The following is a 24,653-nucleotide window of genomic DNA, read 5'->3' as shown; positions in this document are numbered from 1 at the left end:
GGGCAGGCGTTGGCGCCGGCGAGGTGTGTGACCGTGGCGGCGACGTCGTCCGGGGCTGGGAACCGGCCCAGGGCGGTGAGTTCGCGTTGGAGGTTCGCGGCGGCGGTGTCGGCCGGGTTCATGTCGGTGTCGGTCGCGCTCGGGTGTACGACGGTGTCGGTGATGCCGCGGGGTCCCAGGTCCCGGGCGAGGCCGCGGGTCAGGCCGCCGAGCGCCGCCTTGTTCATTGCGTACAGCGTGACCCCCGTGAACGGCGCGCTCGGCCGGCGTGCTGCCGATGCCGATGATGCGCCCACTCCCGTTCGGCAGGGACGCGCCGCCGCCTGCGAGCCGGGAACACCGCGCGTACGTGTACCGCGATCGTGTGGTCCACCTCCGCCGGCGTGACCTCCTCGATCGGGCCGTTGGGGAAGACACGGGGTCGTTGACCAGGATGTCCAGCCGTCCGAACTCCGCCGCCGTACGCTCGACCACCGCCACGACCACCCTCGGATCGGCGGCGCCCGCGCGCAGTGCCGGCGCGCGGCGGCCGAGTGCCTCGACGTCGGCCGCGACCTTGCCCGCCTGCTCCTTGCCGGCGGCACTGACGTACGTGAACGCGACGTCCGCACCGTTGCGCGCGGGCCTGCGTATGATCGCCGCGCCGATTCCCCGGCTGCCCTGCCGCCGGTGACCAGGGCAGTCTTTCCGGGCGGCACGCCGCCGGCGGGGTCGGTCGTGCCGGTTGCGGTGGCGGTGGCGGTGGCGTGGGTTTCGGCCATCGTGGCCCCTTCGCACAGTGCGGGCCGCGCAGGCCGAATGGCGTGGCGGCGTTTGTTGCCGCAGCGCGTGTCGACCGGCGCCGCACCCGCGCCGCCGTCGCCGCGATCCTTCGCGCCAACGCCCGCGTCGCGGACGCCGACGGGCCCGCCGGCTGCATGATCGTGGTCGCCGCCACCAACTGCACCGACGCCAACGCCCCCGTACGCGACCTCCTCGCCACCCGGCGGGACGAGGGGCTGCGCGACTTGCGGCTGCGCCTGGATTGCGGCGTGCGGGACGGCGACCTGCCGCCGGACACCGACACCGAGGCCGTCGCCGCGTACTACACCGCCGTGAACCAGGGCCTGTCCTTCCGCGCCCGAGACGCGCAGCCGCCGTGCAATCGCCGGGCGACCGGGTGGGCCGGGTGTCCTCGACGTGCCGTCCGCGTCGCGCGGGTTCTTCAGCCGCGCAGGTAGGCCAGGACGGCCAGGACTCGGCGGTGGTCGTCGGGGGCCGGTGGGAGGTCGAGTTTGGTCAGGATGCTTGCGATGTGTTTGGCCACGGCGGCCTCCGTCACCACCAACGCACGGGCGATGGCGGCGTTGGAGCGTCCCTCGGCCATGTGGGCGAGGACCTCGCGCTCGCGCGGAGTCAGGCGCCGCAGCGGATCGCGCCGACGCGCCAGGAGTTGGCGGACCACCTCGGGGTCGACCACGGTTCCGCCCCGGGCGACGCGGGTCAGCGCGTCGGCGAACTCCTCGACATCGCCGATGCGTTCCTTCAGCAGATAACCCATGCCCGAGGCGCCACGCGCGTCGAAAAGCTCCTCCGCGAAGGTCTGCTCGACATACTGGCTCAGCACCAGCACGGCCAACGACGGTATCGCCGCCTGGAGTTCGCGCGCGGCGCGCAGCCCTTCGTCGGTGAAGTCGGGTGGCATGCGCACGTCGGCGATCACCACATCGGGGCGATGCTCCCGCGTGGCCGCGATCAACGCAGGACCGTCGCCCACTGCCGCGGCCACTTCGTGGCCGAAGCGCTCCAGCAGGCCCACCAGCCCCTCACGCAACAGCACGGCGTCCTCCGCGAGCACTACTCTGAGGCCGGACACGGGATCTCCACTCGCAGCAGGGTCGGGCCACCCATCGGGCTGGACAACAGCATTCTGCCGTCGAGGACCGCGAGTCGATCGACCAGACCCGTCAGCCCGGTGCCCGCCTCCGGGTCGGCACCGCCCGCACCGCCGTCACGCACCTCCAACGCCAGCAGCCCGTCGGCCACCCGCCCGCGGATCGTGCACCGTTGCGCACCGCTGTGCTTGGCCACGTTCGTCAACGCCTCGCACACCACGAAATAGGCGGTCACCTCCACCGCCGTGGGCAATCGCCCGGCCACTTCGACATCGACGTCGACCGGGACCGGCGAGCGCCCCGCGACATCGCGGACGGCGGCCGGCAGTCCCCGTTCGGTGAGCACCTGCGGGTGCACGCCGCGGATCAGCTCACGCAGGTCGGTCAGCGCCGCCCGCGCCATCGCGTGTGCCTCGCGGACCTCACGGGCGGCGGGTGACCCGGGCGGCAGGTCGAGCGAGGCCAGGCCCAACTTCATGCTCAACGCGACCAGGCGTTGCTGCGCGCCGTCGTGCAGATCGCGCTCGATCCGCCGGCGCTCCGTCTCGAACGCGTCGACCAGACGCGCCCTGGATCGCACCACCTCGATCAACTCCGCCTCGCGAGGCGCGAGCACGGCACGCGTCATCGTCGCCCGCACGCCCGCCCACGCCGCGATCAGGAACAGCGCGACGGGCAGCAGTACGACCCCCACCAACGGCAACACCACCGCCATCCACAACGGCGCCGTGGGTTGCAACGGCGCCGAGACCAACAGCCCCGGAATGACCAACGCCACCGACGCGATGCCCAGATCCACCCACCACAGCGCGAGCAACGAAACCAGCGCGTAGCCCAGTTCGCGCCGCCCCGCGGGCTCGCGCAGCCGCACCCGCACACCGCCCGACCGCTCCGGCGCGGCGAGGGGAGCGCCGATGAGCCGCAGCCGCCACCGCTCGAACGGCGCGGCGGCGACCGCCATGCACGTGAGCGCCACGAGCCCCAGCGACGCGGTGAACACCGGGCCCACCGACGTCTCCCACGTCGCGACGCCGACGGCCACGACCGACGTCACGGTCACCACGACGACCGCCCCGACGACCCAACTCGCCCCGAGATAGGACAGGGCCCGCCATGGCACCGGAGACACCAGGAAACGCACCGGTCGCCGACCGATCGAGTCCCACGAGGCTTGCGCGAACATACGACGACGTTAACCGGCGTGCGACGGCCGCGTCGGTAGTGCCAGGGCTAGTCCCGCTCTCGCCCTGGCACCAATGTGCCGGGCGTTCGCCGACGGTTTCCTGGAGGGCATGACCACAGCGCCATCCACACCGACACCCACACCGACGGGCCCGGCCGTGCGCCTGCTTCGCGTGACGAAGACGCACCACGCGGGTGCCCAGCGGGTCACCGCGCTCGACGGCGTCACCCTCGACTTCCCGCGCGGCACGCTGACGGCGGTGATGGGCGCCTCCGGCTCGGGCAAGTCCACGCTGTTGCAATGCGCGGCCGGCATCGACCGCGCCGACGGCGGCGAGATCCGGGTCGACGGCGTCGACGTGCGCGCCCTCGACGAGCACGAGTCGACGCTGTTTCGGCGCTCGCGCGTCGGCTTCGTCTTCCAGTCCTTCAATCTCGTTTCCGCGCTCACCGCCGAACAGAATGTCGCCCTGCCGCTGCGCCTCGCCGGGCGCCGCCCCGACCCGGCGCGCGTCGCGGCGGCCCTGGCCGAGGTGGGGCTCGCGGACCGGGCCCGCCACCGACCGGCCGAGTTGTCCGGCGGGCAGCGACAACGCGTCGCCATCGCCCGCGCGTTGATCACCCGGCCCGCGGTGGTGTTCGCCGACGAGCCGACCGGCGCGCTCGACTCGAAGGCATCGCGCGACGTCCTGCGCCTGCTGCGCGAGGTCGTCGACGCGCACGGCCAGACGGTGGTGATGGTCACGCACGACCCGACCGCCGCCGCCTTCGCGGATCGAGTGGTACTGCTCACCGACGGCCGCGTGGCCGACGAGATCCATCGCGGCGCCGACGGGGCCGGCATCTCCGCCGAGACCATCGCGGCCCGCATGGCGTGGCTGGAGGAATTGTGCTGACCCTCGCCACCATGCGGGCCCGGTGGGTCTCGTTCCTCAGCTCCTTCGTGGGCCTCGGGTTGGGCGTGACGATCCTCGCGACGACGGGCGTGGTCCTGCTGTCCTCGGGCCCCGAGACCCCGGAGCGGTTCGCGGCCGCGCCGGTGCTCGTACGCAGCGGTGAGGCCCGGCCGCCGGCGCCGCCGTTCGACGACGGCCCCCCGTGGTCGGCGGAACGGGCGCGGCGGCTCGCGGATCGACTCGCGGCCGTACCCGGAGTCGGGCGCGTCGTGGTGGACCGCTCGTTCTACGCCCAGGTGGTGATCGGCGGGCGCCCCGCCGGCGATCCCCGGTCCGACGATCCGCTGGGGCACGGTTGGTCGAGCGCCGCGCTCGCGGCCCACGCGCCGGTCGCGGGGCGGCCACCCGTCGCCGACCACGAGGTGGTGCTCGACCGCCGGCTCGGGCCGCGCCCCGGCGACACGGTCACCGTGCTCACCGCGTCCGGACCCGCGCCCTACACGGTGTCGGGCCTCGTCGACGGCCCCGGCATCTACCTGACGGACGGCCGGGCGGATCGACTCGCGGGCGGTGTACGCGTGTTGGGCCTGCTCGCCGGCGCCGGTGCGACGCCGGACCCGGCGGCGGTGCGGGCGGTGGTGGGCGCGGAAGGGCGGGTGCTCACCGGCTCCGACCGCGCCGAACTGGAACCGGGCCACGCCGCGTTCACTCGATGGGTGGGCCTCCAAGTGCTCTCCGCCATGGCGGCTCTGGCCGCGTTCACGACCGTGTTCGTCGTGGCGTCCACGTTCGCCCTCTCGGTCGCGGGTCGTCGACGCGAGTTCGGTCTGCTGCGCACCATCGGCGCCACGCCGAAGCAGGTTCGACGCGCGTTGTTCGCGGAGGCGGGCGCCGTCGCCGCGCTCGCGGCCGGGCTCGGGGTCGTGCTCGGCGGAGTCCTGTCCCCCACGTTCGCCGGCGTCCTGGTCGATCTCGGGTTCGAGCCCGAGGGCTTCACGGTCGAGGTCGGCGTGTTGCCCCTGGCCGGCGCGTTCGTGCTGGGCATGGTCGTGGCCATGGCGGGAGTGTGGTCGGCGTCCCGCCGCGCCGCGCGGATCGCGCCCCTGGAGGCCCTGCGCGAGGCCGACGTGGACAACCGGCCGATGTCGCGCGGGCGCGTCGTCGGTGGGCTGTTGTTCGTGGCCCTCGGCGTGGTCTCGGCGGCGGTCACGGCGACGGCCGACCCCCGGGCGCTCGCGGATTTCGGGCTGTATCCGCCGATGGCCCTCATCGTCGGGCTGACCATGCTCGCCCCGGCGGTGGTGCCTCCCGTGGTGCGGGTGCTGACATGGCCGTTGTCGCGAGGCGCCGGGGCGATCGGGTTGCTCGTACGCGAGGGCATGCTGACGGCCGTGCGCCGCACCGCCGCCACCGCGGCGCCGGTGCTCGCGACGGTCGGCCTGGCGGTGCTGATCACGGGCATGGTGGCGACCACGGCGCAGTCCTACGAGGCGCGGCGCGCGGCGTCGGTGCGGGCCGAGCGTGTGATCGTGCCCGATGACACCCCGGGCCTGACGGACGCCGCGGTGGCCGAGGTGGCGGGCACCCCTCTGACACCCACGACGGTTTACGGCGACAAGGGCGCGGTCGTCGAGGCGGCGGGTGTGGTCACCGACGAATTCGCCGCCGTCGGCGACCGGGTCGAGGCTCGGCAGGGCTCCTTCGCCGAGTTGCGCGGCCCCACCACGATGGCGGTGTCCGAGAGCGCCGCCGCGCGCCTGGGGTGGCGACACGGCGGCGACGCGCGGGTGACCTTCCGCGACGGCGCCACCGAGACGATGCGCGTGGTTGCCGTGCTGGCCGACCGGTCGACGCCCTACGACGTCCTGTTCCCGCGCGGGACCGTCCGCGCCCACGATCCCTCGGCCCTGACGGCGGCCGTCTTTCGCACCGGCGCCGATCCCGCGCCGGCGCCGCTCGGCGGCAAGGAGGTGAGCGTCGCCGCCTACGCCTCGTCGGCCGACGCCGAGGAGCAACGCCTCGTGTGGATCTTCACCGTGCTGCTCGTGGTGGTCTCCGTCGGTTACACGGCCATCGCGATCGCGAACACCCTGATGATGGCCACCGCCGATCGGCTGCCCGATCTGCGCGTCCTGCGCCTTTCCGGCGCGACCGTCCGCCAGGCGCTGTGCGCCATCGCCGCCGAGTCGGCCATCGTCGTGACCATAGGTACGGCGCTCGGCGCGGTCGTCGCCGTGCCGTCGCTGCTGAGTCTGCGTTCGGCGCTGAGCGATCTCGGCGGCACCTCGGTCCCCTTGGTCGTGCCGTGGCCGCTCGTCGGCGGCGTCATCGCCACATGCCTCACGGCCGCCCTGGCTGCCTCCGTCGGCCCCGCGTGGATGGCCCTCCGCCCCAACCGCCACCGAATACCCGCAGGATGAAGCGACATCGGCGACTTCGCCTTCACCGGTCGGGCCCCGAGATCCTCGCCGCGATCAACCAGGCCGGCAAGCACCACCGGCGACGGTTCGGCGTGTTCTTCCTCGCTCACGACAAGACGCAATGGAGGGGATTCGGGCGGGAGTTCGAGCCTGTGACCTGTCGGTCCATCGAGCCGGACAGTGCCATGGCCGAGCAGGACATGTACCTCGCAACCACCGCCGACACCCCGGCGACCGAACGCCGGCACCGTCGACGGGCGGCCTGGAGGTCTTCGCCCTGCGGCAGCCGTCCCGGTGGCATCGGCCGCCGCCGGTGCGGCAATGGTCGGCGTGCGCAAAGAAACAGCCAACTCACCTTGCTTACTTGTCCCTTGGGTGTCGAAGCCTCAACAATGCGCATGCACCACACAATTGCGCTCCTTCATCGTCCCCACCCTCAAAAGGGGAACCTCACATGAAGAAGTCCCTCGTCGGCGCACTCGGCGTCGTCTGTGCCCTGCTGTTCGCGATCGCGGGCACGGCACCCGCCGTCGGTGCCCCGCCGGCCACCGTCAAGGCGGTCAACTTCGCCGGTACGGTGGCGCTGAGCAACTGTTCGGGATCCGTGATCCGGATGCCCAACTCGCAGCCGGGCGACCCCGCGCTCGTCCTCTCCAACGGCCACTGCCTCGAGACCGGATTCCCCGGTGCCGGGGAGGTCATCACCGACCAGCCGTCGTCCCGTACCTTCTCGCTGCTCGGCGCCTCCGGTTCCAGGGTTGCCACCCTGCGGGCCCACAAGGTCTCGTACGCCACGATGACCGATACGGACATCTCGATCTACGAACTCACCCAGACCTACGCGCAGATCCAGAGGTCGTATGGGATCAGCGCGCTGACCCTCAACGACCAGCACCCGGTGGCCGGTTCGGCGATCAAGGTGGTTTCCGGGTATTGGAAGCGGATCTACAGCTGCAACGTGGACGGCTTCGTGTATCGCCTGAAGGAGGGTGACTGGACCTGGCGGGACTCGGTCCGCTACACGTCGTCCTGCAACACCATCGGCGGTACGTCCGGCTCCCCGGTGATCGACACGACGACCGGCAAGGTCGTCGCCGTCAACAACACCGGCAACGAGGACGGTGCCACCTGCACGGTGAACAACCCGTGTGAGGTCGACCAGAACGGCAACGTGACCATCCATCAGGGCATCAACTACGCCCAGGAGACGTACATCATCGTGCCCTGCATAGGTATCGGCAACAAGGTCGACCTGAGCCTGCCGGGCTGCACCCTGCCCAAGCCCTGACGCCCACCCACGGAGACGGCCGCGGTTCCGGTCCGTCGACACCACCGCACCTCGTGAGCCCCGCATGGCAGGCGGGGTGCGGTGGTCGGGGACCCCGATGGCGATCACGGCCCCGAACTGCCTCCGGGGTGCGGGCGGTTCCGGCCCGGTTTCGGAAGCCGGCGGATTTTCCTGCGGATCATCCACCAGAGTGGACTCGGGTGTTTTCGACGACGGGGGATCGCCATGACGCAGCCGCAGGGGCGTGGATCGACATCCGGGGCGCCGCGAGCGACGGGTGGACGGACGGCGGCGATCGCGGCGGCGGTGATCCTGGTGGCGGTCGCGTTCGTCGTCGGGGGTGTGTGGGCGGCGCTCGGGGTGACGGTGGCCGCCGCGTCGGCGGGGGCGGGGTGGCGGCTGTGGTGCGCCCACCGTGCCGCGCGGGTCGAGGACGAGCGGTGGCGACACCAGGACGCCGTAGCCGCGGGGCGACGGCGGACCCTGGCGGAAGTGGACGCGCTCACCGGCCCGCAATTCGAGGAACTCGTGGCCGAACTGTGTCGCCGCGACGGATGCACGCAGGTGCGTCGGGTCGGCGGCTCCGGGGACAACGGCGCCGACGTACTGTGCCGACTGCCCGACGGGCGCTCCGCGGTCGTCCAGTGCAAACGCTACGCGACCACCCGCAGAATCGTCCCCAAGGAGGTCCGCGACCTCCTCGGCGCCAAGACCCACTTCGGCGCCGACGTCGCCGTCCTCGTCACCACCAGCACGTTCAGCAAGCAGTCCACCGCATTCGCCGTGGACAACGGCATCCTCGCCGTCCACCGTGACTTCTTCGGACTGTGGAACCAGGGAACACCTCTCGCCCGACTCGCAACCCTCAACGGCACCGGCCAGGGCCCAACCCGGCGCCGCTGACCCCGAACCCTCGCCGGTGCCGCCCGACGAGGCGGCGATCACCGTGATCGCCCACCGCGTCGGCCCCGCCGGACACGTCACCAGCACCGAAGCCGACCCGACCCGGCCTGCACCCCCGCCTGCACCCCCGCCTGTACCCGCGCTCGCGGCCGCGCCGATCACGATCGGGTGAGGCCGACAGCTCCTACGGGTTCGACATCACGTAGCCCTCGATGCGTTGGAGGACGTAGCCGGCCGAGATCGCGGAGTCGATACTTGCCTGCGTGGCCACGGTCAGGAAGTCCTGGCGGCCCGCGTGCCAGTACAGGTACAGCGGCACCCTGCCGGGGCCCGGAGTCGCATAGAGCCAGCCCTGGGTGCGGATGTAGGTGTACCCGGTGGCGGCGACCGTGTCGAGGCTGTTGATGTCGGCCACACTGGCGTTGTCCTCGCGGCCGGCGTGCCAGTAGAGCTGGAGCGGGACCGTGCCGGCCTCCGGGTCCGCGTAGACCCACGGCTCGTATCGAATGAGCAGGTAACCGGGTGCGGCGCTTTGGTCGTCGGCCGGGGTGGCGGCGGTGAAGTTGTCCCCGCGCTGCCACATCCACCACAGCTTCAGCCGGTACACACCGCCGCCCGCGTGCGCGGGCGCCGCGCCGCCGGGGCCGACCAGCACCACCGCCGCGAGCAGCACGGCGGCGACCGACAGGCGCAGGACACGCAGCGGACGTAAACCGGGATATGCCTTCCGGGACATGGAGTCGTCCTCCTCGATCGCCTTCGCCGAGCCCGTACCCGACGGCTACTGAAAAGCGTGCCGGATCCCCGTGGTCGTTCGGTAGCCCCGGCCACGTGTCCAGAGGCCGTGCAATGCCCAACCCCGATCGCCCGCGACCGCCCCGTGACCGGCCGTTCGAGCCGCCGAGGTTCGTCGAACACGAGAGAGTCTGGTCCAGACCAATCTGGTACAGACCATTGACCGGTGGTTCGGGCCCTTCCTAGGCTCGGGCAGCCGCGACGGGGTGTGTCGTGACTCTCGACACGCCTGCGTGGCGACGCAGTCCCCGTACGTTCGGACCGAGTTCGAGGAGTTCCCTTGAGCACAGGCACCGCACGACCCGTCACGCACCCGCGAGACCCCGATCGGCCGGGCACCAGGCGCGGTCGTATGCTCATCGCTCTGCTCACGGCCCTGCTGTTGCCCCTGGGCGCCCTGGTCGGCCTGACCGGGCCGGCCCATGCCGAGGGCGCCGGCGACTCGGAGACGTCCGGCCAGACGTCCGACCGGGGCCGGGACCGGCGGCCGACCGCGCCGGGGAGGCCCCACGCGAGCCACGTCACCGATACGTCGGTCAAACTCTCCTGGCGCGCGGCCAGGGACGACCGGGGCGTGCGGAACTACGACGTGCTGCGCGACGGCGTCAAGGTCGCCACCGTTCGGCAGACGTCCTATGTCGACCGCGGCCTCAACACCGGAACCGGCTACACCTACACCGTCGTCGCGCGCGACACGAGGGATCAGGTCGGTCCCGCAAGCGCCCCCGCGAAGGTGCGCACCACCGGCGAAGCGAAGGTCAAGCTGGGCTACTTCACCAACTGGGGCCCCTACCTGGCCAAGAACATCGACACGTCCGGCACCGCCCGCAACATCACCCACATCAACTACGCGTTCGGCAACGTCGTGGACGGCAAGTGTGTGGTCGGCGATCCCTGGGCCGACTACCAGAGGCCCTACACCGCCGCCGACAGCGTCGACGGTGTCGCCGACACCGCGGAGCAGCCGTTGAAGGGCCACTTCAACCAGCTGCGCGAGCTGAAGAAGAAGTATCCGAACATCAAGGTCCTCTACTCGTTCGGCGGCTGGACCTGGTCCGGCGGCTTCACCCAGGCCGTGCAGAACCCGGCCGCGTTCGCCGAGTCGTGCCACGACGTGGTCGAAGACCCGCGTTGGGCCGACGTGTTCGACGGCATCGACCTGGACTGGGAATACCCGAACGCGTGCGGGCTGACCTGTGACGCGAGCGGCTTCGGGTCGATCAAGACCCTGCTGGACGCCACCCGTGCCCGCTTCGGCGCCGGCGCCCTGGTCAGCGCCGCGATCACGGCCGACGCCGCCCCGGGCGGCAAGCTCGACGTCGCCGACTACGGCGGCGCCTCGGGGGCCGTGGACTGGTACAACGTCATGACGTACGACTTCTTCGGTCCGTGGATGGCGCAGGGCCCGACCGCCCCACACTCGCCGCTGACGTCGTACCCGGGCATCCCCGTGCCGAACTTCGACTCGGCCGATGCCATCGCCAAGCTCCGGAGCAAGGGCGTACCCGCGAAGAAGCTGCTGCTCGGCATTCCCTTCTACGGCCACGGCTGGACGGGCGTCACCCAGAGCGAACCGGGTGGCACCGCGACCGCGCCCGCGTCGGGTGACGGCAGCTACCGCGCGCTCAAGGTTCGCTGCCCCGCCACCGGGCTGGCCGGCGGCACCTCGTACGGCCACTGCGGCAACGAATGGTGGGGCTACGACACGCCGGCCAGCCTCGCCGTCAAGACGAAGTGGGCCAAGGAACAGAAGCTGGGCGGCGCCTTCTTCTGGGAACTGAGCGGCGACACCGACAACGGCGAACTCGCCGCAGCCCTCAACGGCGGACTGGGATAGCCCACCCGCCCGACACAGGTCGCGGCCGGCCCGGGCGGGGCCGGCCGCGACCGACGTCGCCGATTCCGCGTGGATGTTATGGCCGACTGGTATGCCTGGAAACCGACGAGCACGCACATACTCCCATCGAACGAGTCGACAGGTCGCCGAACAACCAAGGGGCCTGTGCCTCGCCACGCCACGGACAAGTCGAGCGGAAGGATGTTCATGCCCCACTCCAAGTGGTTCGCGGTGGTCGGGACCGCCGCGGTCGTCACCATGGTCATGGCGCCTGCGGAGCAAGCCGCGGCCGCGCCGTCCAACGCCGCCGCCCCGAACAGCGTTTCGGCGGCGACGACCCTCTACTACGACGACTCCCGAGCCGGTGGTTGGGAAGCGGCCATCACAGCCGGAGTCGCTGCCTGGAACGCGAACGTCACCAACGTGAGGCTGGTGAAGGTGCCGCCCGGTACCCGTGCCCAGATTCGGATCACCGCCACCAACGGTTGGCCGCAGGCAAGCCTGGGCCCGGTCCGCCCGGGTGGGCAGGCGTGGGTGGAACTCGGCAGCCAGGCGGTCGACCAGGGCTACGACAAGACCCGCATCGCCGCCCACGAGATCGGCCACAACCTGGGCCTCCCGGACACCAAGCCGGGTCCGTGCTCCAAGCTGATGTCGGGCTCCAGCGCGGGAGTCGGCTGCCGGAACCCCGTTGCCGACGCGGCCGAACGGTCCCGGGTCGAGTCCGCCTACGGCGGCCGCACCGCCGCGCAGACTCCGACCACCGGCCGGGTCATGGTCGACGCGCCCTGAGGTCCCGCTTCGACGGCCCACCCGAGTCCACGGGCGTCCGGCCGCACCACGGCCGAGGATGCCGCTTCAGCCACCCCGACCCCCACCACGACGGCGTCCATCCCGAGGTGCCGGGAGTGGGGGAGGGGTGAGCCGGGGCGGGTTCAGCGGGTATGGGCCCGTCGGCGCCGATGGAGGACGACGGCTCCGCCCGTGAGGGCGAGGGCCGCGCCGGAGCCGGCGAGCAGCGGAGTGGAGGACGACGCTTCGTCCGTCGTGTGCCGGGGGCCGTAGCCGCTGGAGTACCCCTTCGTGTCGTACTCCGAGCCGGGTAGTTTGTCGGCGTAGCGGGCCTTGACCAGCTTCTGGTAGTCGCCGAGCGACACCGACGCCCGGCCGCCCAGCCCCTGCCGGGCCTGCTCGTTGAGCGGTTCGACGGTGTCGAGCCTGAGCTGGTACCAGCCGCGGAGTTGCGGTTCGGTGAAGACGAGGGTGCCCACTGTTGCCTTGCCCGCGTAGCCGGCGTCGCCGTCGCCGTCGCGGATGGCCGCCAGGTGCCAGCCGCCGCCCTGGGTGGGGGCGAGCATGACGGTGGCGGTGCGGCCGTTGACGGTGGTGCTCAGTGAGGAGAGCAGGTTCGTCAGTTTGACGGCCTCCGTGGGCAGGGGCGGGGCAGTGCCCGCGACGAATCCGGCAGTGATCTCGTTCAGTGCCACCGGGTCCTTGATGGTGAACGCCGGGAGGCCCTGGCACGGTTCGGCTGTTTCGGGGATGGTCTGCACCGTCCCGGCGGTGCCGGCGGGGATCGGAGTGCTCAGGAAGCGGCAGACCGAGTCGCGGACGGCGGTGGACTTCACCGCGTCGAGGGCCGCCTGGTAGTCGGGGATGTCGGCCGGGAGCGGGTCCTTGGCCGGGGCCGCGTGGGCCGGGCCGGCGACGGACAGCAGGACGGACGCGCTCGATGCGAGGACGACGGACAGACGGGAGAAACGAAAGCCGGTTCGTTTGCCGGACGTTGTGGTGCGGCTGGTGTCGCGCATGTCGCCTGCCTTAGCCGGAGATGCCGATGCGGGAGTGCGTCCACTTCGACGAGCTGTTGCTCACGTAGTCGGCGTAGTTCCACCACGTGTACGTGGCCGTGTCCGGCCATGGGTCGGCCACGGCGATCGTGTTGCGCGACGTGTCGAAGCCGTAGACCACGTTCATGTGGCCACCACCGGAGGTCCACCCGATGCGGGCACCGATCGGCCGCGCCGCCTTGACCTCGGTGTACACCTGGTTGAACGTGGCGGCGCTGTTCAGGCCCGAGCCGGGGTGGGTCATGCCCAGGCTGTTCCAGCCCCTGGCCATGTCGTCGAGCGTGGCGGGTTGGTTGTTGCAGCCGTAGTAGGGCTGCGCGCGGGTGCAGAAGTCCGTCTGCGTGGAGCCGAAGCCCTGGAACTTGGCGATGGTCAGGCCGGAGGCGACCCAGCACCACTGGGTTTTCTCCTGCTTGTACATGGTGATGGTGTCCTGACCCGCTTCCGCGTGAGCAGTGCCTCCCGCGATCGCACACAATCCCAAGGCGGCCGGCACGATGGCCGTCGCCGCGATTCCGTACCTGAATCTGCCCATGTTGCTGCCTTCCCGTGACGAGACGAGCGGGGCGTTCCGGTATGGATATGACATCGCATCATGTTGAAGTCACATAGGGGTATTACGGCAATTTCATTCCAATAGGCTATTTGCCTGGTAATCGTATATGCACGCAATCTCTCGGGAGCGAGATGATGCGGGCATGGGTATCTCCGACGAACGTCGTGAAGTCCTGGTCGCCGGGGCGTACTTCGCCGACCTGATCTTCCGCGACCTGCCGGGCGAGGCGGCCGTGGGACGCGAGACGTTCGCCGGCGGCTTCGAAATGTTGCCCGGCGGCGCCTTCAATCCGGCATTGGCGCTGCACAGGCTGGGCAACGACGTGGTGTGGGCCACCGACTTCGGCGACGACGAGTTCAGCCGACACGTCCTGGCCGGGGCCCGAGCGGCGGGGTTGGACGAGTCCGGATTCCGCCACCACCCCGGGCCGCTGCGCAGCATCACGGTCGCGCTGTCGTACGCCGCGGACCGGGCCATGGTCAGCTTCCAGGACCCGTCGATGCCCCGCCCGGTGGACGAGTTGGCCCGTGCGTACCGGCCGCGGATCCTGGTCCTGCCCGAACTGCGGTACGGCCCGGGCGTGGCGGCGACACTGGGCGCGGTACGCGCGACGGGCGCGTCGGTCTTCATGGACTGCCAGGACGTCCCGGTCACGCTGGAGACGCCGACCGTGCGCGAAGTTCTGGCACAGGTGGACGTCTTCGCGCCCAACGTGGACGAGGCGCTACGGCTCACGGGGGCCGCCACGGCCGACGACGCGGTCGCGGCTCTCGGCGAACTGGTCCCCACGGTCGTGATGAAACGCGGTGGACACGGCGCGATCGTCCTGCGGGACGGGCGTCGGTTCGCCGTTCCCGCGGTGCCGGTTCGGGTCGTGGACACCACCGGCTCGGGCGACTGCTTCAACGCCGGATTCATCCACGGCCTGCTCGCCGGCTGGGACGTGACCCGGTGCCTGGCGGCGGCGGTGGCCTGCGGATCGGCGGCCGCCACCTCGCCCGGATCGCGCGGGGCCGTCACGGTCGGCGAACTGTCCGCGTGGCTCGCGATGGTCGAACCCGTGACGTCGATCTGAGCACGACAGCCCGCGTATCGCCGCACGACAGCCCGCGTATCGCCCCCGGCGGTCGCAGAACTCCCTACAGTGTTGTTCTTCGTTCTACGCGTGTCGCTGTTCGCGCCGCCGTCGCCCGACCGCGCTCCCGAGCCCGTGGGCGCATCCGGCTTCCCGGCCGGCAGGGACGCGCGGCTCGCCCACGGGGTATCTCGTGGCGTCCGTATCGAATGGGGGATCGCCGGTGAGAGTCCTGGTCACCGATCTGGACGGCACATTGTTGGGCGGGACCGACAGCGAGCGCCTTCGGCTGCGCCGGGTCCTGTCGCGCCACCCCGAGATCACGGTGGTGTTCGCGACCGGCCGCGCACTGCCCTCGGTGCGTCGGGTGCTGGACGATCCGCTCGTGCCCAGGCCGCGGTGGATCGTCGCCGACGTCGGGGCCACCGTGGCCGACGGCACGGACCTGAGCCCGGTGGTGGACCTGCAGTCCCGATTACGCGCAGGCTGGCCCGGTGCGGCCCGCGTCCGTGCGGCGCTCTCGGGGTTCCCCACCCTGGCGTACCAGGAGGGAGTGGCTCAACAGGGACGGTGTTCGTTTGACCTGCCCCCCGAAGACCTGACCGGGGAACTCACGCGCGCGGTGGGGGCGCTGGGATGCTCGTGGGCGTACTCGGCCGATCGCTACTTCGACGTCCTGCCTCCCGGAGCGGGCAAGGGCGCCGCGGTGCGGGCGCTGGCGCGGCGGCACGGCTGGGCGTGGGACGACGTCCTGGTCGCCGGCGACTCGCTCAACGACCTGTCGATGTTCGAGATCGGCGCGCACGGTGTGGTGGTCGCCGGCTCCGAGCCCGGTCTGTACCGGGCGCTCGCCGGCGACGAGAAGGTGTACCGCGCCGAGCAACACGGCGCTGCCGGCATCCTCGCCGCACTCGCTCACCTGGGCTGGACGGAGCCCGGGCACGCGGTGGTCGTGGGCTATCACCGCCCGCCCCGGGAATGGACGTCGACCGGGTGGCGGCCCCCGGCCAGCCCGAACGGGATCCTGCCGACGCTGTGCGCGGTCCTGGGCACGGAACACGCGGACGCCCGCGACGTTTCGGCCCTGTGGGTGACCGGATCGGTGGCCGGACAGACGCCGCCCGTTCCGGAGCCGAGGGCCCTCGGTCCCGGCCCCGCGCTGTCGCTGGAACCGTTCGACGTCTCGACGTGGTCGGCCTATTTCCACCGTGCCTGCAAGGAGACACTGTGGCCGGCGCTGATGTCGCAACCCGAACGCATCCGCTTCGACCACGCGGCCTGGGACCGATACCGCACCGTGAACCGCCGCTTCGCCGAACACATCGCCGACCGAGCCGCGGAACGGGGCACCGTCTGGCTGCACGACTACAACCTGTGGCTCGTGCCGGGACTCCTGCGCGCCCTGCGACCGGATCTGCGCACGGGCCTGTTCCACCACACACCGTTTCCCCCGGCGTCGGTCTTCGCCGCCCTGCCCGTCGCGGCCGAGGTGCGCGCCTCCCTGACGACGCTGGACTGGGCCGGATTCCAAACCGCGCGTTTCGCCGCCAACTTCCGGGCCACACTGGGCAGGACCCGGATCACGCCGAGCGTGGGCGTACACCCTTTGGGCGTCGACCGCGACGCGATCGACGCCCGGGTCCGGGCAAGAGCACCCCTCTCGCCGTCCGCCGCGGGCCACGTGGTCCTCGCGGTCGAGCGCCTGGACTACGCCAAGGCCCCCGAGCGCAAGGTCGACGCCGTCGGCGAACTCCTCGCCTCCGACCCGAACCTGCGCGGCCGCCTGCGCTTTCGCCTCGTATGCCCCCCACCGGAGCCCGGCATCGTCGTCCACGACGCGACCCGGGCCGCGCTCGAACACCGCATCGCCGACATCAACGACAGGTTCGGCAACACGACCTGGCAACCGATCGAGTATCACCCGCGAAACCTGCCCTTCGACGAGATCGTGGACCACTACCTCGCCGCGGACGTGTTCTGGGTGACATCGCTCCAGGACGGAATGAACCTCACCGCCAAGGAATTCGCCGCGGCGCAGTCCGCCGCGCACGGATCCGGGGTCCTGGTGCTCTCCCGTCACGCCGGCGCGGCCGAGGAACTGGCCTGCGGCGCCCTCCTGACGGACCCTCACTCGCCTGCGGACCTCGTCCGGGTCCTGCGCCGGGCCCTGCGCATGCCCCGACGGGAGCGCCGCGCCCGCATGATGCGACTGGACGCGGCCCTCGGCCACGACCACCCCCGCCACTGGGCGGCCGGGATCATCGCCGCCATCCGAGGCCACGCCCAACCGCCCCCGACCACCATCACGCTCCCGACCGGGCCGCGCCCGGGGCCGCGATCCGCGTGAACGACCTGCCCGCCGCGATCGTTCTCGCACCCCGCCTCACGACCTGCGGACGTGGAAGGTTACTCTCGCCCCATCGGTTTTGAACGTGTTCAAAACCGATGGGGGCGGACTCCGCGACGAGGGGTGGTAGCGCGCATGGTGCACGACGTTTCGAGGACTTCCTTCCACCCGGACACTCCGCTCTGGCTCGGGCTCTTCTCCGTGGCCGGGGTGATCTGCTGCCTGACGTGGATGCCGGCACCCTTCGCCGGCGTCGCCGGCGTCCTGATCGGCATCGTGAACGTCCGGGAGTCCCGACGGGAGCAAGTCGCCCGGACCCGCGCGCTGTTGGGCCTGGTCTGCTCGATCGTCGCCTGCCTGTTCTGGATCTGGGTGCTCTGGTTCAGCGGCTCGATGGACTCCGGCTACAACTAGGCCCTGTCCGGCGGACCTTGGAGGATCAGGCCGCGTCGTCCGGTGCCGTGCATCCCTGTGTCGGAGAAGCAGCCGCATAGTGGTTCTATTCGGTTGATTGCGCGCGGATCGTCGGACAACGACGCCGTGTTCGGCCGCTACCTGTATGAGCCGGCCTCCGGTCGCCCGGCGCCACCAACCACCAAGCGGCACTGTACGTTGCAGCCATCTTCCTCTGGCTCAAAACCTGATCCACGAGACATGGCCTTAGCCCGGCCGGCGCGGCAACTCGGGGACGGGAACGAAGACGGTGTCATCACGGGGAATTCGGCAGCGAGAGGTGACGTGATGGGCCGCAGGGCGAGCGGGGGCGACGAAGCAGCGATGTGGTGGGCGGGGGCTACCCGAACGACGAGGGCGCCGCGACCGTTGCGCGGGACGACTTGGTGGGTGGCGGTGACGGTGGCCGCCTTGGGTGTGGCGGCCGGTGATCACGTGCTGGGATTTCGGGAGGCCCTGACGGGGCGGCAGTTCGACGGGGAGGACGGGGCCGTTTTGTGGTCGTTGGCCGCCGAAGCCAATACCGGTCCCCACGACGTCCTCATCTTCGGCATCGCCCCCTGGACTTCCGTCATGTGGACCCCGCCCGGGGGATGATGACGGTGAGGGGAACTCCCGACTCCCGCCTGTGTGAGGCGACCACCGGCCTCAGGTGGGATCGAAAATGATGTTCACGGAGCCATCCCAGCCTTGTGTCTCCGTGAGGGTGAGCGTTCCGTCCTTGGCCTCGTCGATGTGCACCAGGATGCCGCCGCGGTCCTCGCCGGGAAACGCCAGGGAGAAGTGGGGGTCCAGCTCGATGAGGAAGTCCCAGCCTTCACGCTCGGTCGTGTCCAGAGCGATCGAATGCCGGCCGGACGCGTGCCACGCGTTCGCGGCATCGACCGTTACGGTGATGTCGATCTCGTACTCACCGAGGCAGAGCGATGTATTGGCCCACCACTCGAGACGTGCCGAGCCCACGAATCGGTCCATGAGCACACTATGCATCCCGCCCCGAAGCGTGTGCCGCACCGGCCTTGGCATAGTGATGGTTCCGTGGGCCGACAGTGGCGGGCCCGCGTCGGTATCGTCGCGGGGTGAAGGATGACGAGGGCGGCCGGGCGTCCGCGGCCGATCTGCTCCTCGAATACGCCGATGTGGCGACGGCCGCGCGGGTCCGCGTCCGTCTCGGGCTCCCGTCGATCGCGGCGCGGCAGGCCCGGACCCGGGCACGCCGTTGGCGGAATGGCTGCGGAAGCTCAAGACCGGCCCGGACAGCACGGCGCTCGACGGACACTCCCGCAGCGACTGGGACTTGGTCGTAGCGGAGCACCTGCGCGAGCCATACCGCGTCGACATCGCCCGTCGGTTGCTCGTCCACCCCGACTGCCCGACGGACGCCGCCCTCGTCCTGACCGCCCGTCGACTCGCCTTCGAGGGCAGACCCGCGTGGCGCGCGCTCGGCACCCTGGCACGGCACGCGCGCGCCGTGTACGGCGAGCCCCACATCGCATCCCTCGGCCGCCTCGTGGACGAAGCGGCCCGCATGCTTCCGGGCCTCGACGCGGCCGCGTGGGCGTGGCCGGCGCAGCACCCCCGGACTACCCGGGGACGTTCACCGAGTTGTGCGCGGACGCCGCAAGGGCCGCCGACCCCGACCGCCCCGGCGCCGGGGCGCCCCTCGTCCGGTCCGACCCGCCCTATGCCGACACCGCCGGTGCCATGTCGCAGCGTTGGGGCCACACGTCCCCGCTCGGACTGCTGGGCCGGCTTCCGCCGAAGGACGCCGCCGCCGTGCCCGCGGTGCTGCCCTCCGACGTCCGCGACGTGTTCAGGCGGGTCGGCGAGCCGCTTGCCGGCCACCTCGTCCTCGCCCTGATGCGAAACCCGGAGCTCGACGCACGCGCCCTCGTCGCCCGCCTGATCCCCGACCGGGAAACGGTGCCTGTGGGAGGCACAGGGCCGAGCGGCGCTGCTCGACCCCCGGCTGCGGTCGCTGCCGGACCGCTCGTCCACCGCGCGACAGGCCCGGCGGTGGGCCCTGAACGCACCCGACGGCCTGGCCCGGTAGCGCGCCGAGACCCTGCGCCGCGAGCATCCGGACGAACTCGTAGCCGCCATCCGCGAACGGCCCGAGCGCGCCGCGCGACACGTTCCGGATGCGTTCTGGCCCGCGGCCGTGGCGGCCCACGTGCACGAGCCGCTGCCCCGCGCGGCGCTGGTGCTCCTCGCTCGGCATCCGTCGTTTCCCGCCGAACTGCTCCGTGCGGCCGCGGAGTGGACGACGGGTTGGCCGTCGAACTGGGCGCCGGCGTGCGCGAGCACGCGCTCGCGGCACTCGCCGGGCCGCTGCCGCCCACGGCGCGGGAGGCTCGTCTCGGACTCTCCTGGTTCGGCAACGCCCTCGCCGACGAAGTGCTCTCGGTCCGGGAGTTCGTCGGACTCGGTCACCCGACGGCGCGGTTGCCGGAAGCACTCGCGGACCTGTCCGGCGTCTTCCCCGACGGGCACGCCGAAGCCTCGGCCGTGCTCGCCGAGCACGCGCGGGCGACGATCGCCGACGACCCGGAGGCGTGGGCGGTGGCCGTGATGCTGCTGCCGGACTTCAGCGGGACGGTGCCGGAACCGCTCGCGACGGCAGCGGCAGCCACGTCCACCTGACCGGCGCTCCCGACGCTCGCGGCCCACGACGTCGTAGTACAGCCCGGCGCAGGCATAGCACTGCTTCCGCATCGGTGAATTCGGGAGTTTCGGGAGTGTGGCCTGAATGCACCGCCCCTGCGGTCAGGCCTGCGGCTCGGTCCCATCGTGCGCGAGAGCCTTCTCCAGCCGCGTCATGACCTCCGCCATGAATGTGCCGGTGGTGCCGCGACCGCCCAGGTCCGGCGTGGCGGAGTCGGTCCGCGCCGCGGCGGCCAGCGCCCGGCGCAGCGGCGCCGCCGCCCGCGGGTGGCCGAGATGGTCGAGCATGAGGGCGACCGCCGTCGCCGCGGCATACGGATTGGCGATGCCCCGGCCCGCGATGTCGGGCGCGCTTCCGTGTACCGGCTCGAACAGGGCGCAGCCGGTCTCCGGGCACACGCTCGCGCTCGCGGCCAGCCCGAGTCCGCCCATGAGGGCCGCGGCGATGTCGCTGACGATGTCGCCGAAGAGATTCGAGGCGACGATGCCCTCGTAGGGCGAGGGGTCGCGCACCAAGTGGTAGCAGAAGGAGTCGACGTACTCCTCACTGCCCACAAGGCCGGGAAAACCGGCGAGTTCGGCTCGGAAGACCCCCTGCCAGAGGCGACCCGTGTGGGGGACGGCGTTGCTCTTGTGCACCAGGGTGACCCGTTCGCGACCGCTCTCGCTCAAGGTGCGCAGGCAATAGCGGAGGAACTTCTCCACGGTCTCCCGGGTGTATACGCATTCGTCGATGGCCACGGCCGGAAGCCTCCCGTGCGAGACGGTGCCGCCGACTCCGGCGTACAGGCCCTGGGTGTTCTCCCGGAACAGGGCGATCGCCCGGTCGCTGCCACGAGGGGTGAACGGCCGGTAGTTGACGTACAGGTCGAGGCCGCGACGAAGGCCCAGCAGAATGTCGCGACCATGTGCCATGTCGGGGATCCTGGGGTCGCCCAGGGCGCCGAGGAGGATGGCGGGGTAGTCGGACGCGAGCAGGTCGAGCGCGTCGGCCGGCAGACCGACCCGCTCGGCCAGCCACCGCTCGGCGCCCCAGTCGAAGATGCGGTACGAGAGGTCCAACCCGAAATGGTCGCTGAGGAGTTCGAGCGCGGGCAGCACGGCCGGGACGACCTCACCGCCGATCCCGTCCCCGGGAATCACCGCGATCCTCATGTCCGCGCTCCGGTGGCGAGCATGTCCTCCACGGAGCTGAGCCGTCCCGCGATGGCGCTCGCCGCGACCACGTACGGGGAGGCCAGGTAGACCTGCCCGGGGCCGGACCGTCCGGGGAAGTTGCGGTTCTGCGCGCTGACGGTGACTTCGTCGGGCCGCTCCGAGACGCCCGGCCCGGCGTTGATGCAGGCGCCGCAGGAGGGCGGCAGAACGGTGACGCCGACCTGCTCGAAGAGGTCGAGATAGCCGCGTTCGGCGGCGTGCTTCAGCACGGCCTCGCTGCCGACCTGGATGTACGCCCGGACCTCGGCGGGTACCGATCGTCCCTGGTCACGGGCGAGCCTGAAGACGGCGGCGTACATGTCCATGTCCTCGGCCTTGCCGCCGGTGCAGGAGCCGCCGTACACCTTGTCGACGCGGACGTCCTCGCGCACCGAGGCGAGCGGGACGGCGTTGCGCGGGTCTCCCGGCAGGGCGACCATGGGTTGGATCGAGCCCAGGTCCACGGTGACGGTGGAGTCGTACCGGGCGCCGGGGTCCGAGGACGGTGCGGCGCCGGCGGGAGTCGCCGGAGTGCGGCGGGCCAGATGGGCGTGGGTGACGTCGTCGGCTTCGAACAACGCGGTCATGCCCCCCGCCTCCACCGCCATGTTGCACAGGGTGGCGCGTTCGTCCACACCGACGGACCCCACGCCGGAGCCGGTGAACAGCAGAACCTTGCCCAGGGTCCGGCTCCCCTCGATCCCGGGGTGGACCAGCAGGCCGAGCATGACGTCCTTGGCGCAGACGCCCGGCCGCAGTGCGCCGTCGAGTGCGACCCGGACGACGGCCGGCACCTTCACCAGGGTCTCGCGGTTGTACCAGGCGTTGGCGATGTCGGTGGCGCCCACCCCGAAGGCCAGCGCGCCGACGGCGCCGGCCGTGCAGGTGTGGCTGTCCGTACCGATGATCACGTCCCCGGGGCGGGCGACGTGCTCCAGGATGTGGTTGTGGCAGATCGCCCGGCTGCCGCCCCCCTCGCGGGGGCCGATGAAGTGTCCGCCGCCGAGTTCCGCGAACTCCCGTTGCCGGGCCCCGAGGTCCTCGACCCGGGCGATGAGCCGGTCGCCGTTCTCCCGGCGCTTGAGGACGGGAGCGGCCAGGGAGAGGTGGTCCTGGAAGAAGTAGCAGGTGTCGGGCTGTTCGAGCCGGGCATGCGGTCCGAACTGTCGCGTGAACATGCCCGCGGCCATGGGGGTGACGTACTCGTGCGAGAACCGGACGTCGGTCGTGACGAAGTACGACTCGCCGACGCGCACCGAGGCGTTCTCGGGGAGCGGGTTGCGCGGTGACAGGGCACGCTGAAGGATCTTCTCCACGACGGTCAGCGGGCGGGCGGGCGCGAAGTCGGGGGCGAGGCCGCAGCCTTGGCGATTGAAGCCGAACAGGCCCCCGAGGTCGACGATGGCGCGCTCGATGGCGTTGGCACGTCGGGTGAACGCCGCGAGGGGCAGTTCCTCGCCGTCGAGGAGCGACTCCAGCAGGTCGAAGTCGGTGCAGGTGACGATGCCGACGTTGCGGCAATTCTGCTCGTAGATGCGCTCGAAGGACCGGGCGAAGACGACTTCGACGCCCGCGTACTTCTCGGCGTAGACGGCGTGTTCTCGGGAGGAGCCGCAGCCCTTCGCCTCGCCGCTGACGATGATGCGGGGCGCGAAGGACTTCAGGGCGCCCTCGGCGACCTTGTTGTCCCGCAGTCCCAGGTAGGCGTAGTCACCGAGCTTCTCGTCGTACCAGTAACAGCACCAGCCCGGGATGATCTCGTCGGTGGAGATGTTGTCCATGAGCGGCGCGCGCAGCAGTTCGGCGATGCCGGGTACCGCACCGCCCGACAACTGGGCGGCCACGACATCGGTGTCCTCGGTCAGGACGAGGACGTTGCCGCGCAGGCGGATCCGGCGCTCCTCGGACCCGTCTCGGGGGTCACTCCGCGGTCGCAATGATCCGCCCTATCTGTTCGTCGGTGAGGGGAACCCGATGGGCCCTGGAGCCGTCCAGGATCTTCTTGAGGAGGGACGCGTCGGTGCTGTCGTAGCCGTGGACGGTCAGCCAGTAGCGGACGTTGTTGGTCCCCGACGCCCGATCGATCAGCACTTCCTGTTCGCGGCCCAGGTAACCGGCCGGGACGCTGGAGTACACGCTGTCCTTGACGAGTGTGTCGCCCTTCAGGTGCGCCTTGAGGATCGCGGAGGCGTGCACACCGGCACTGGTCTTGAAGACGTCCCGGCCCAGAGCGGGGTAGTTCTGCGGGATGTCCACGTCGAGCACCTCCGCCGCGTACTCGCCGTACTGCCTGAGTGCCTTCAGGTCGTACGTTCCGTGTCCGTCGAGATGGCTGTTGACGATGAGCTGGTCCAGGGAGGCGTTCCCCGCGCGCTCTCCGATGCCCAGGATGGTGGCGTGCACCCGGGTGCAGCCCAGGGCCAGCGCCGTCAGGGAGTTGGCGAGGGCGAGCCCCCGGTCGTTGTGACCGTGCCACTCCAGGTCGACGGATCGTCGCCGGTTCCGGAAGTACCGGGAGGTCCAGTGGAGCAGCGCGGCCGTACCCTCCGGGCGGGCCGCCCCGACGGTGTCGCACAGGGTCAGCCGGGTCACTCCGGAATCGATCGCGGCGTCGTAGACCTGTCCGAGGACCTCCGGGGTGCACCGCACCGCGTCCTCCAGAACCAGCACGAAGTCGACCTCGCCGTCGAGGCAGGCCGCGGCCGAATCGACGATGTTGCGTTGGATGCCGGCGATGCTCCAGTCCTCGACGTACTGCCGGATGGGGCTCACACCGACGAAGACGTAGGCGTCGACCGCGGTCTCGGCCCGCGCCGCGATCTCCCGGATCGCGGCGATGTCCGCGGGGTGGGTGCGGCCGGCGTAGCCAGGGACGATCGGGTGTCCGGAAGCGATGATGTGCCGGGCCAGAGCCACGCATTCACGGAGTGCCTCCGGGTCGGCCCCGGGGAATCCCAGGTCGGCGGATCGCACCCCGACGCGAGCCATGTGGTCGACCAGGGCGCGTTTCCGATCCAACGAAGGATTTCTGATGTGGGGTGCCTGCACTCCATCGCGGAGGGTTTCGTCGAAGAACGTTCCGGAGTACGCCGCAGGGTGCGGTGCGGCGTCGACGACCATGGTGTTCCAGTTGAACCAGATGTCAGGGCTCGGATACCCGCTCCGGCCGGTCATGCCGTTCAATTCGACCTCCTTTTCGTTGGGGTGGGATTTTTGGCGGGACCGGAGTGGACACCAAGGGCGCCGGAGTATGCACCAGGACAGGATCCGGGACGCCCCCGTGGGGAATCAATGGTTCGAGACGTACCGGCAATTG

21 protein-coding genes and 2 pseudogenes are annotated in these 24,653 nt (G+C 71.1%); 12 read left to right on the top strand and 11 right to left on the bottom strand.

What is annotated here, in order from left to right; translation table 11 throughout:
- Positions 1–74: 74 nt before the first annotated feature.
- Positions 75–227, bottom strand: a pseudogene (locus ACMXN5_RS33475) (SDR family oxidoreductase); the annotation flags it as partial.
- 85 nt (positions 228–312) lie between these two features.
- Positions 313–777, bottom strand: a pseudogene (locus tag ACMXN5_RS33470) (SDR family oxidoreductase); the annotation flags it as partial.
- 26 nt (positions 778–803) lie between these two features.
- On the opposite strand from ACMXN5_RS33470, the gene ACMXN5_RS33465 reads away from it, so the two are divergent.
- Positions 804–1,220, top strand: a complete 417-nt coding sequence (locus tag ACMXN5_RS33465) for a TetR family transcriptional regulator C-terminal domain-containing protein (protein WP_439678646.1) — start codon at positions 804–806, stop codon at positions 1,218–1,220.
- Here ACMXN5_RS33465 and ACMXN5_RS33460 read toward each other — a convergent pair.
- Together ACMXN5_RS33460 and ACMXN5_RS33455 are read right to left on the bottom strand one after the other, a co-directional pair.
- Complete coding sequence (locus ACMXN5_RS33460; protein WP_439681332.1) at positions 1,205–1,837, bottom strand: response regulator; 633 nt, start codon at positions 1,835–1,837, stop codon at positions 1,205–1,207. The two genes, ACMXN5_RS33465 and ACMXN5_RS33460, sit on opposite strands and share 16 nt — an antisense overlap.
- Complete coding sequence (locus tag ACMXN5_RS33455) at positions 1,837–3,057, bottom strand: sensor histidine kinase (RefSeq protein WP_439678645.1); 1,221 nt, start codon at positions 3,055–3,057, stop codon at positions 1,837–1,839. Before ACMXN5_RS33455 ends, ACMXN5_RS33460 begins: the two co-directional genes overlap by 1 nt.
- Positions 3,058–3,166: 109 nt before the next feature.
- On the opposite strand from ACMXN5_RS33455, the gene ACMXN5_RS33450 reads away from it, so the two are divergent.
- From ACMXN5_RS33450 to ACMXN5_RS33435, 4 genes are all read left to right on the top strand, one after another.
- Positions 3,167–3,952, top strand: coding sequence for an ABC transporter ATP-binding protein (locus ACMXN5_RS33450; RefSeq protein WP_439678644.1), 786 nt, complete (start codon positions 3,167–3,169; stop codon positions 3,950–3,952).
- Positions 3,946–6,372, top strand: coding sequence for an ABC transporter permease (locus ACMXN5_RS33445; protein ID WP_439678643.1), 2,427 nt, complete (start codon positions 3,946–3,948; stop codon positions 6,370–6,372). Before ACMXN5_RS33450 ends, ACMXN5_RS33445 begins: the two co-directional genes overlap by 7 nt.
- 454 nt (positions 6,373–6,826) lie before the next feature.
- Positions 6,827–7,660, top strand: a complete 834-nt coding sequence (locus tag ACMXN5_RS33440) for a trypsin-like serine peptidase (RefSeq protein ID WP_439678642.1) — start codon at positions 6,827–6,829, stop codon at positions 7,658–7,660.
- Positions 7,661–7,885: 225 nt separating this feature from the next.
- Positions 7,886–8,563 carry a restriction endonuclease gene (locus tag ACMXN5_RS33435; RefSeq protein ID WP_439678641.1) on the top strand — a complete coding sequence of 226 codons (678 nt, stop codon included), beginning with the start codon at positions 7,886–7,888 and terminating at the stop codon, positions 8,561–8,563.
- 184 nt (positions 8,564–8,747) lie between these two features.
- Here ACMXN5_RS33435 and ACMXN5_RS33430 read toward each other — a convergent pair whose 3' ends face one another.
- Entirely contained in the window at positions 8,748–9,299 is a 552-nt protein-coding gene (locus ACMXN5_RS33430; protein ID WP_439678640.1) for a hypothetical protein, read from the bottom strand.
- Positions 9,300–9,710: 411 nt separating this feature from the next.
- Here ACMXN5_RS33430 and ACMXN5_RS33425 point away from each other — a divergent pair, with 411 nt between their 5' ends.
- A complete protein-coding gene (locus ACMXN5_RS33425; protein ID WP_439678639.1) occupies positions 9,711–11,195 on the top strand; it encodes a glycosyl hydrolase family 18 protein in 1,485 nt (494 codons plus the stop codon).
- 207 nt (positions 11,196–11,402) lie between these two features.
- A complete protein-coding gene (locus tag ACMXN5_RS33420; RefSeq protein WP_439678638.1) occupies positions 11,403–11,987 on the top strand; it encodes a snapalysin family zinc-dependent metalloprotease in 585 nt (194 codons plus the stop codon).
- A 143-nt stretch (positions 11,988–12,130) separates the two neighbouring features.
- On the opposite strand, the gene ACMXN5_RS33415 is transcribed toward ACMXN5_RS33420, so the two are convergent.
- Positions 12,131–13,006, bottom strand: a complete 876-nt coding sequence (locus ACMXN5_RS33415; protein ID WP_439678637.1) for a hypothetical protein — start codon at positions 13,004–13,006, stop codon at positions 12,131–12,133.
- Between the two features lie 10 nt (positions 13,007–13,016).
- Positions 13,017–13,580, bottom strand: a complete 564-nt coding sequence (locus ACMXN5_RS33410; protein WP_439678636.1) for a papain-like cysteine protease family protein — start codon at positions 13,578–13,580, stop codon at positions 13,017–13,019.
- A 163-nt stretch (positions 13,581–13,743) separates the two neighbouring features.
- Between ACMXN5_RS33410 and ACMXN5_RS33405 the strand changes: the two genes are divergently transcribed.
- From ACMXN5_RS33405 to ACMXN5_RS33390, 4 genes are all read left to right on the top strand, one after another.
- The gene (locus ACMXN5_RS33405; protein ID WP_439678635.1) at positions 13,744–14,676 is read left to right on the top strand and encodes a carbohydrate kinase family protein; all 933 of its coding nucleotides are present in this window, start codon (positions 13,744–13,746) and stop codon (positions 14,674–14,676) included.
- A gap of 223 nt (positions 14,677–14,899) precedes the next feature.
- Complete coding sequence (locus ACMXN5_RS33400) at positions 14,900–17,023, top strand: trehalose-6-phosphate synthase (protein WP_439678634.1); 2,124 nt, start codon at positions 14,900–14,902, stop codon at positions 17,021–17,023.
- A 135-nt stretch (positions 17,024–17,158) separates the two neighbouring features.
- Positions 17,159–17,437 carry a hypothetical protein gene (locus ACMXN5_RS33395; RefSeq protein WP_439678633.1) on the top strand — a complete coding sequence of 93 codons (279 nt, stop codon included), beginning with the start codon at positions 17,159–17,161 and terminating at the stop codon, positions 17,435–17,437.
- A 429-nt stretch (positions 17,438–17,866) separates the two neighbouring features.
- Positions 17,867–18,073: a hypothetical protein gene (locus ACMXN5_RS33390; protein ID WP_439678632.1), complete on the top strand. Its 207-nt coding sequence runs from the start codon at positions 17,867–17,869 to the stop codon at positions 18,071–18,073.
- A gap of 51 nt (positions 18,074–18,124) precedes the next feature.
- Here ACMXN5_RS33390 and ACMXN5_RS33385 read toward each other — a convergent pair whose 3' ends face one another.
- Positions 18,125–18,451 carry a hypothetical protein gene (locus ACMXN5_RS33385; RefSeq protein ID WP_439678631.1) on the bottom strand — a complete coding sequence of 109 codons (327 nt, stop codon included), beginning with the start codon at positions 18,449–18,451 and terminating at the stop codon, positions 18,125–18,127.
- 1,284 nt (positions 18,452–19,735) lie between these two features.
- Between ACMXN5_RS33385 and ACMXN5_RS33380 the strand changes: the two genes are divergently transcribed.
- Positions 19,736–20,119 carry a hypothetical protein gene (locus ACMXN5_RS33380; RefSeq protein WP_439678630.1) on the top strand — a complete coding sequence of 128 codons (384 nt, stop codon included), beginning with the start codon at positions 19,736–19,738 and terminating at the stop codon, positions 20,117–20,119.
- 123 nt (positions 20,120–20,242) lie between these two features.
- Here the strand turns inward: ACMXN5_RS33380 and ACMXN5_RS33375 are convergent, their stop codons facing one another.
- Genes ACMXN5_RS33375 through ACMXN5_RS33365 form a run of 3 tightly spaced genes read right to left on the bottom strand, consistent with a single transcriptional unit; the run spans position 20,243 to position 24,511 of the window.
- On the bottom strand, positions 20,243–21,295 hold the full coding sequence (locus tag ACMXN5_RS33375; RefSeq protein WP_439678629.1) for an isocitrate/isopropylmalate family dehydrogenase: 1,053 nt from the start codon (positions 21,293–21,295) through the stop codon (positions 20,243–20,245).
- Positions 21,292–23,274, bottom strand: coding sequence for an aconitase family protein (locus tag ACMXN5_RS33370; protein WP_439678628.1), 1,983 nt, complete (start codon positions 23,272–23,274; stop codon positions 21,292–21,294). The genes ACMXN5_RS33375 and ACMXN5_RS33370 overlap by 4 nt, the downstream gene beginning before the upstream one ends.
- The gene (locus ACMXN5_RS33365; protein ID WP_439681331.1) at positions 23,258–24,511 is read right to left on the bottom strand and encodes a LeuA family protein; all 1,254 of its coding nucleotides are present in this window, start codon (positions 24,509–24,511) and stop codon (positions 23,258–23,260) included. The genes ACMXN5_RS33370 and ACMXN5_RS33365 overlap by 17 nt, the downstream gene beginning before the upstream one ends.
- Between the last annotated feature and the right edge of the window lie 142 nt (positions 24,512–24,653).

It is taken from the genome of Embleya australiensis, from assembly GCF_051903075.1.
Taxonomy (GTDB): domain Bacteria; phylum Actinomycetota; class Actinomycetes; order Streptomycetales; family Streptomycetaceae; genus Embleya.
This window is presented reverse-complemented; position numbering and strand designations above follow the sequence as displayed.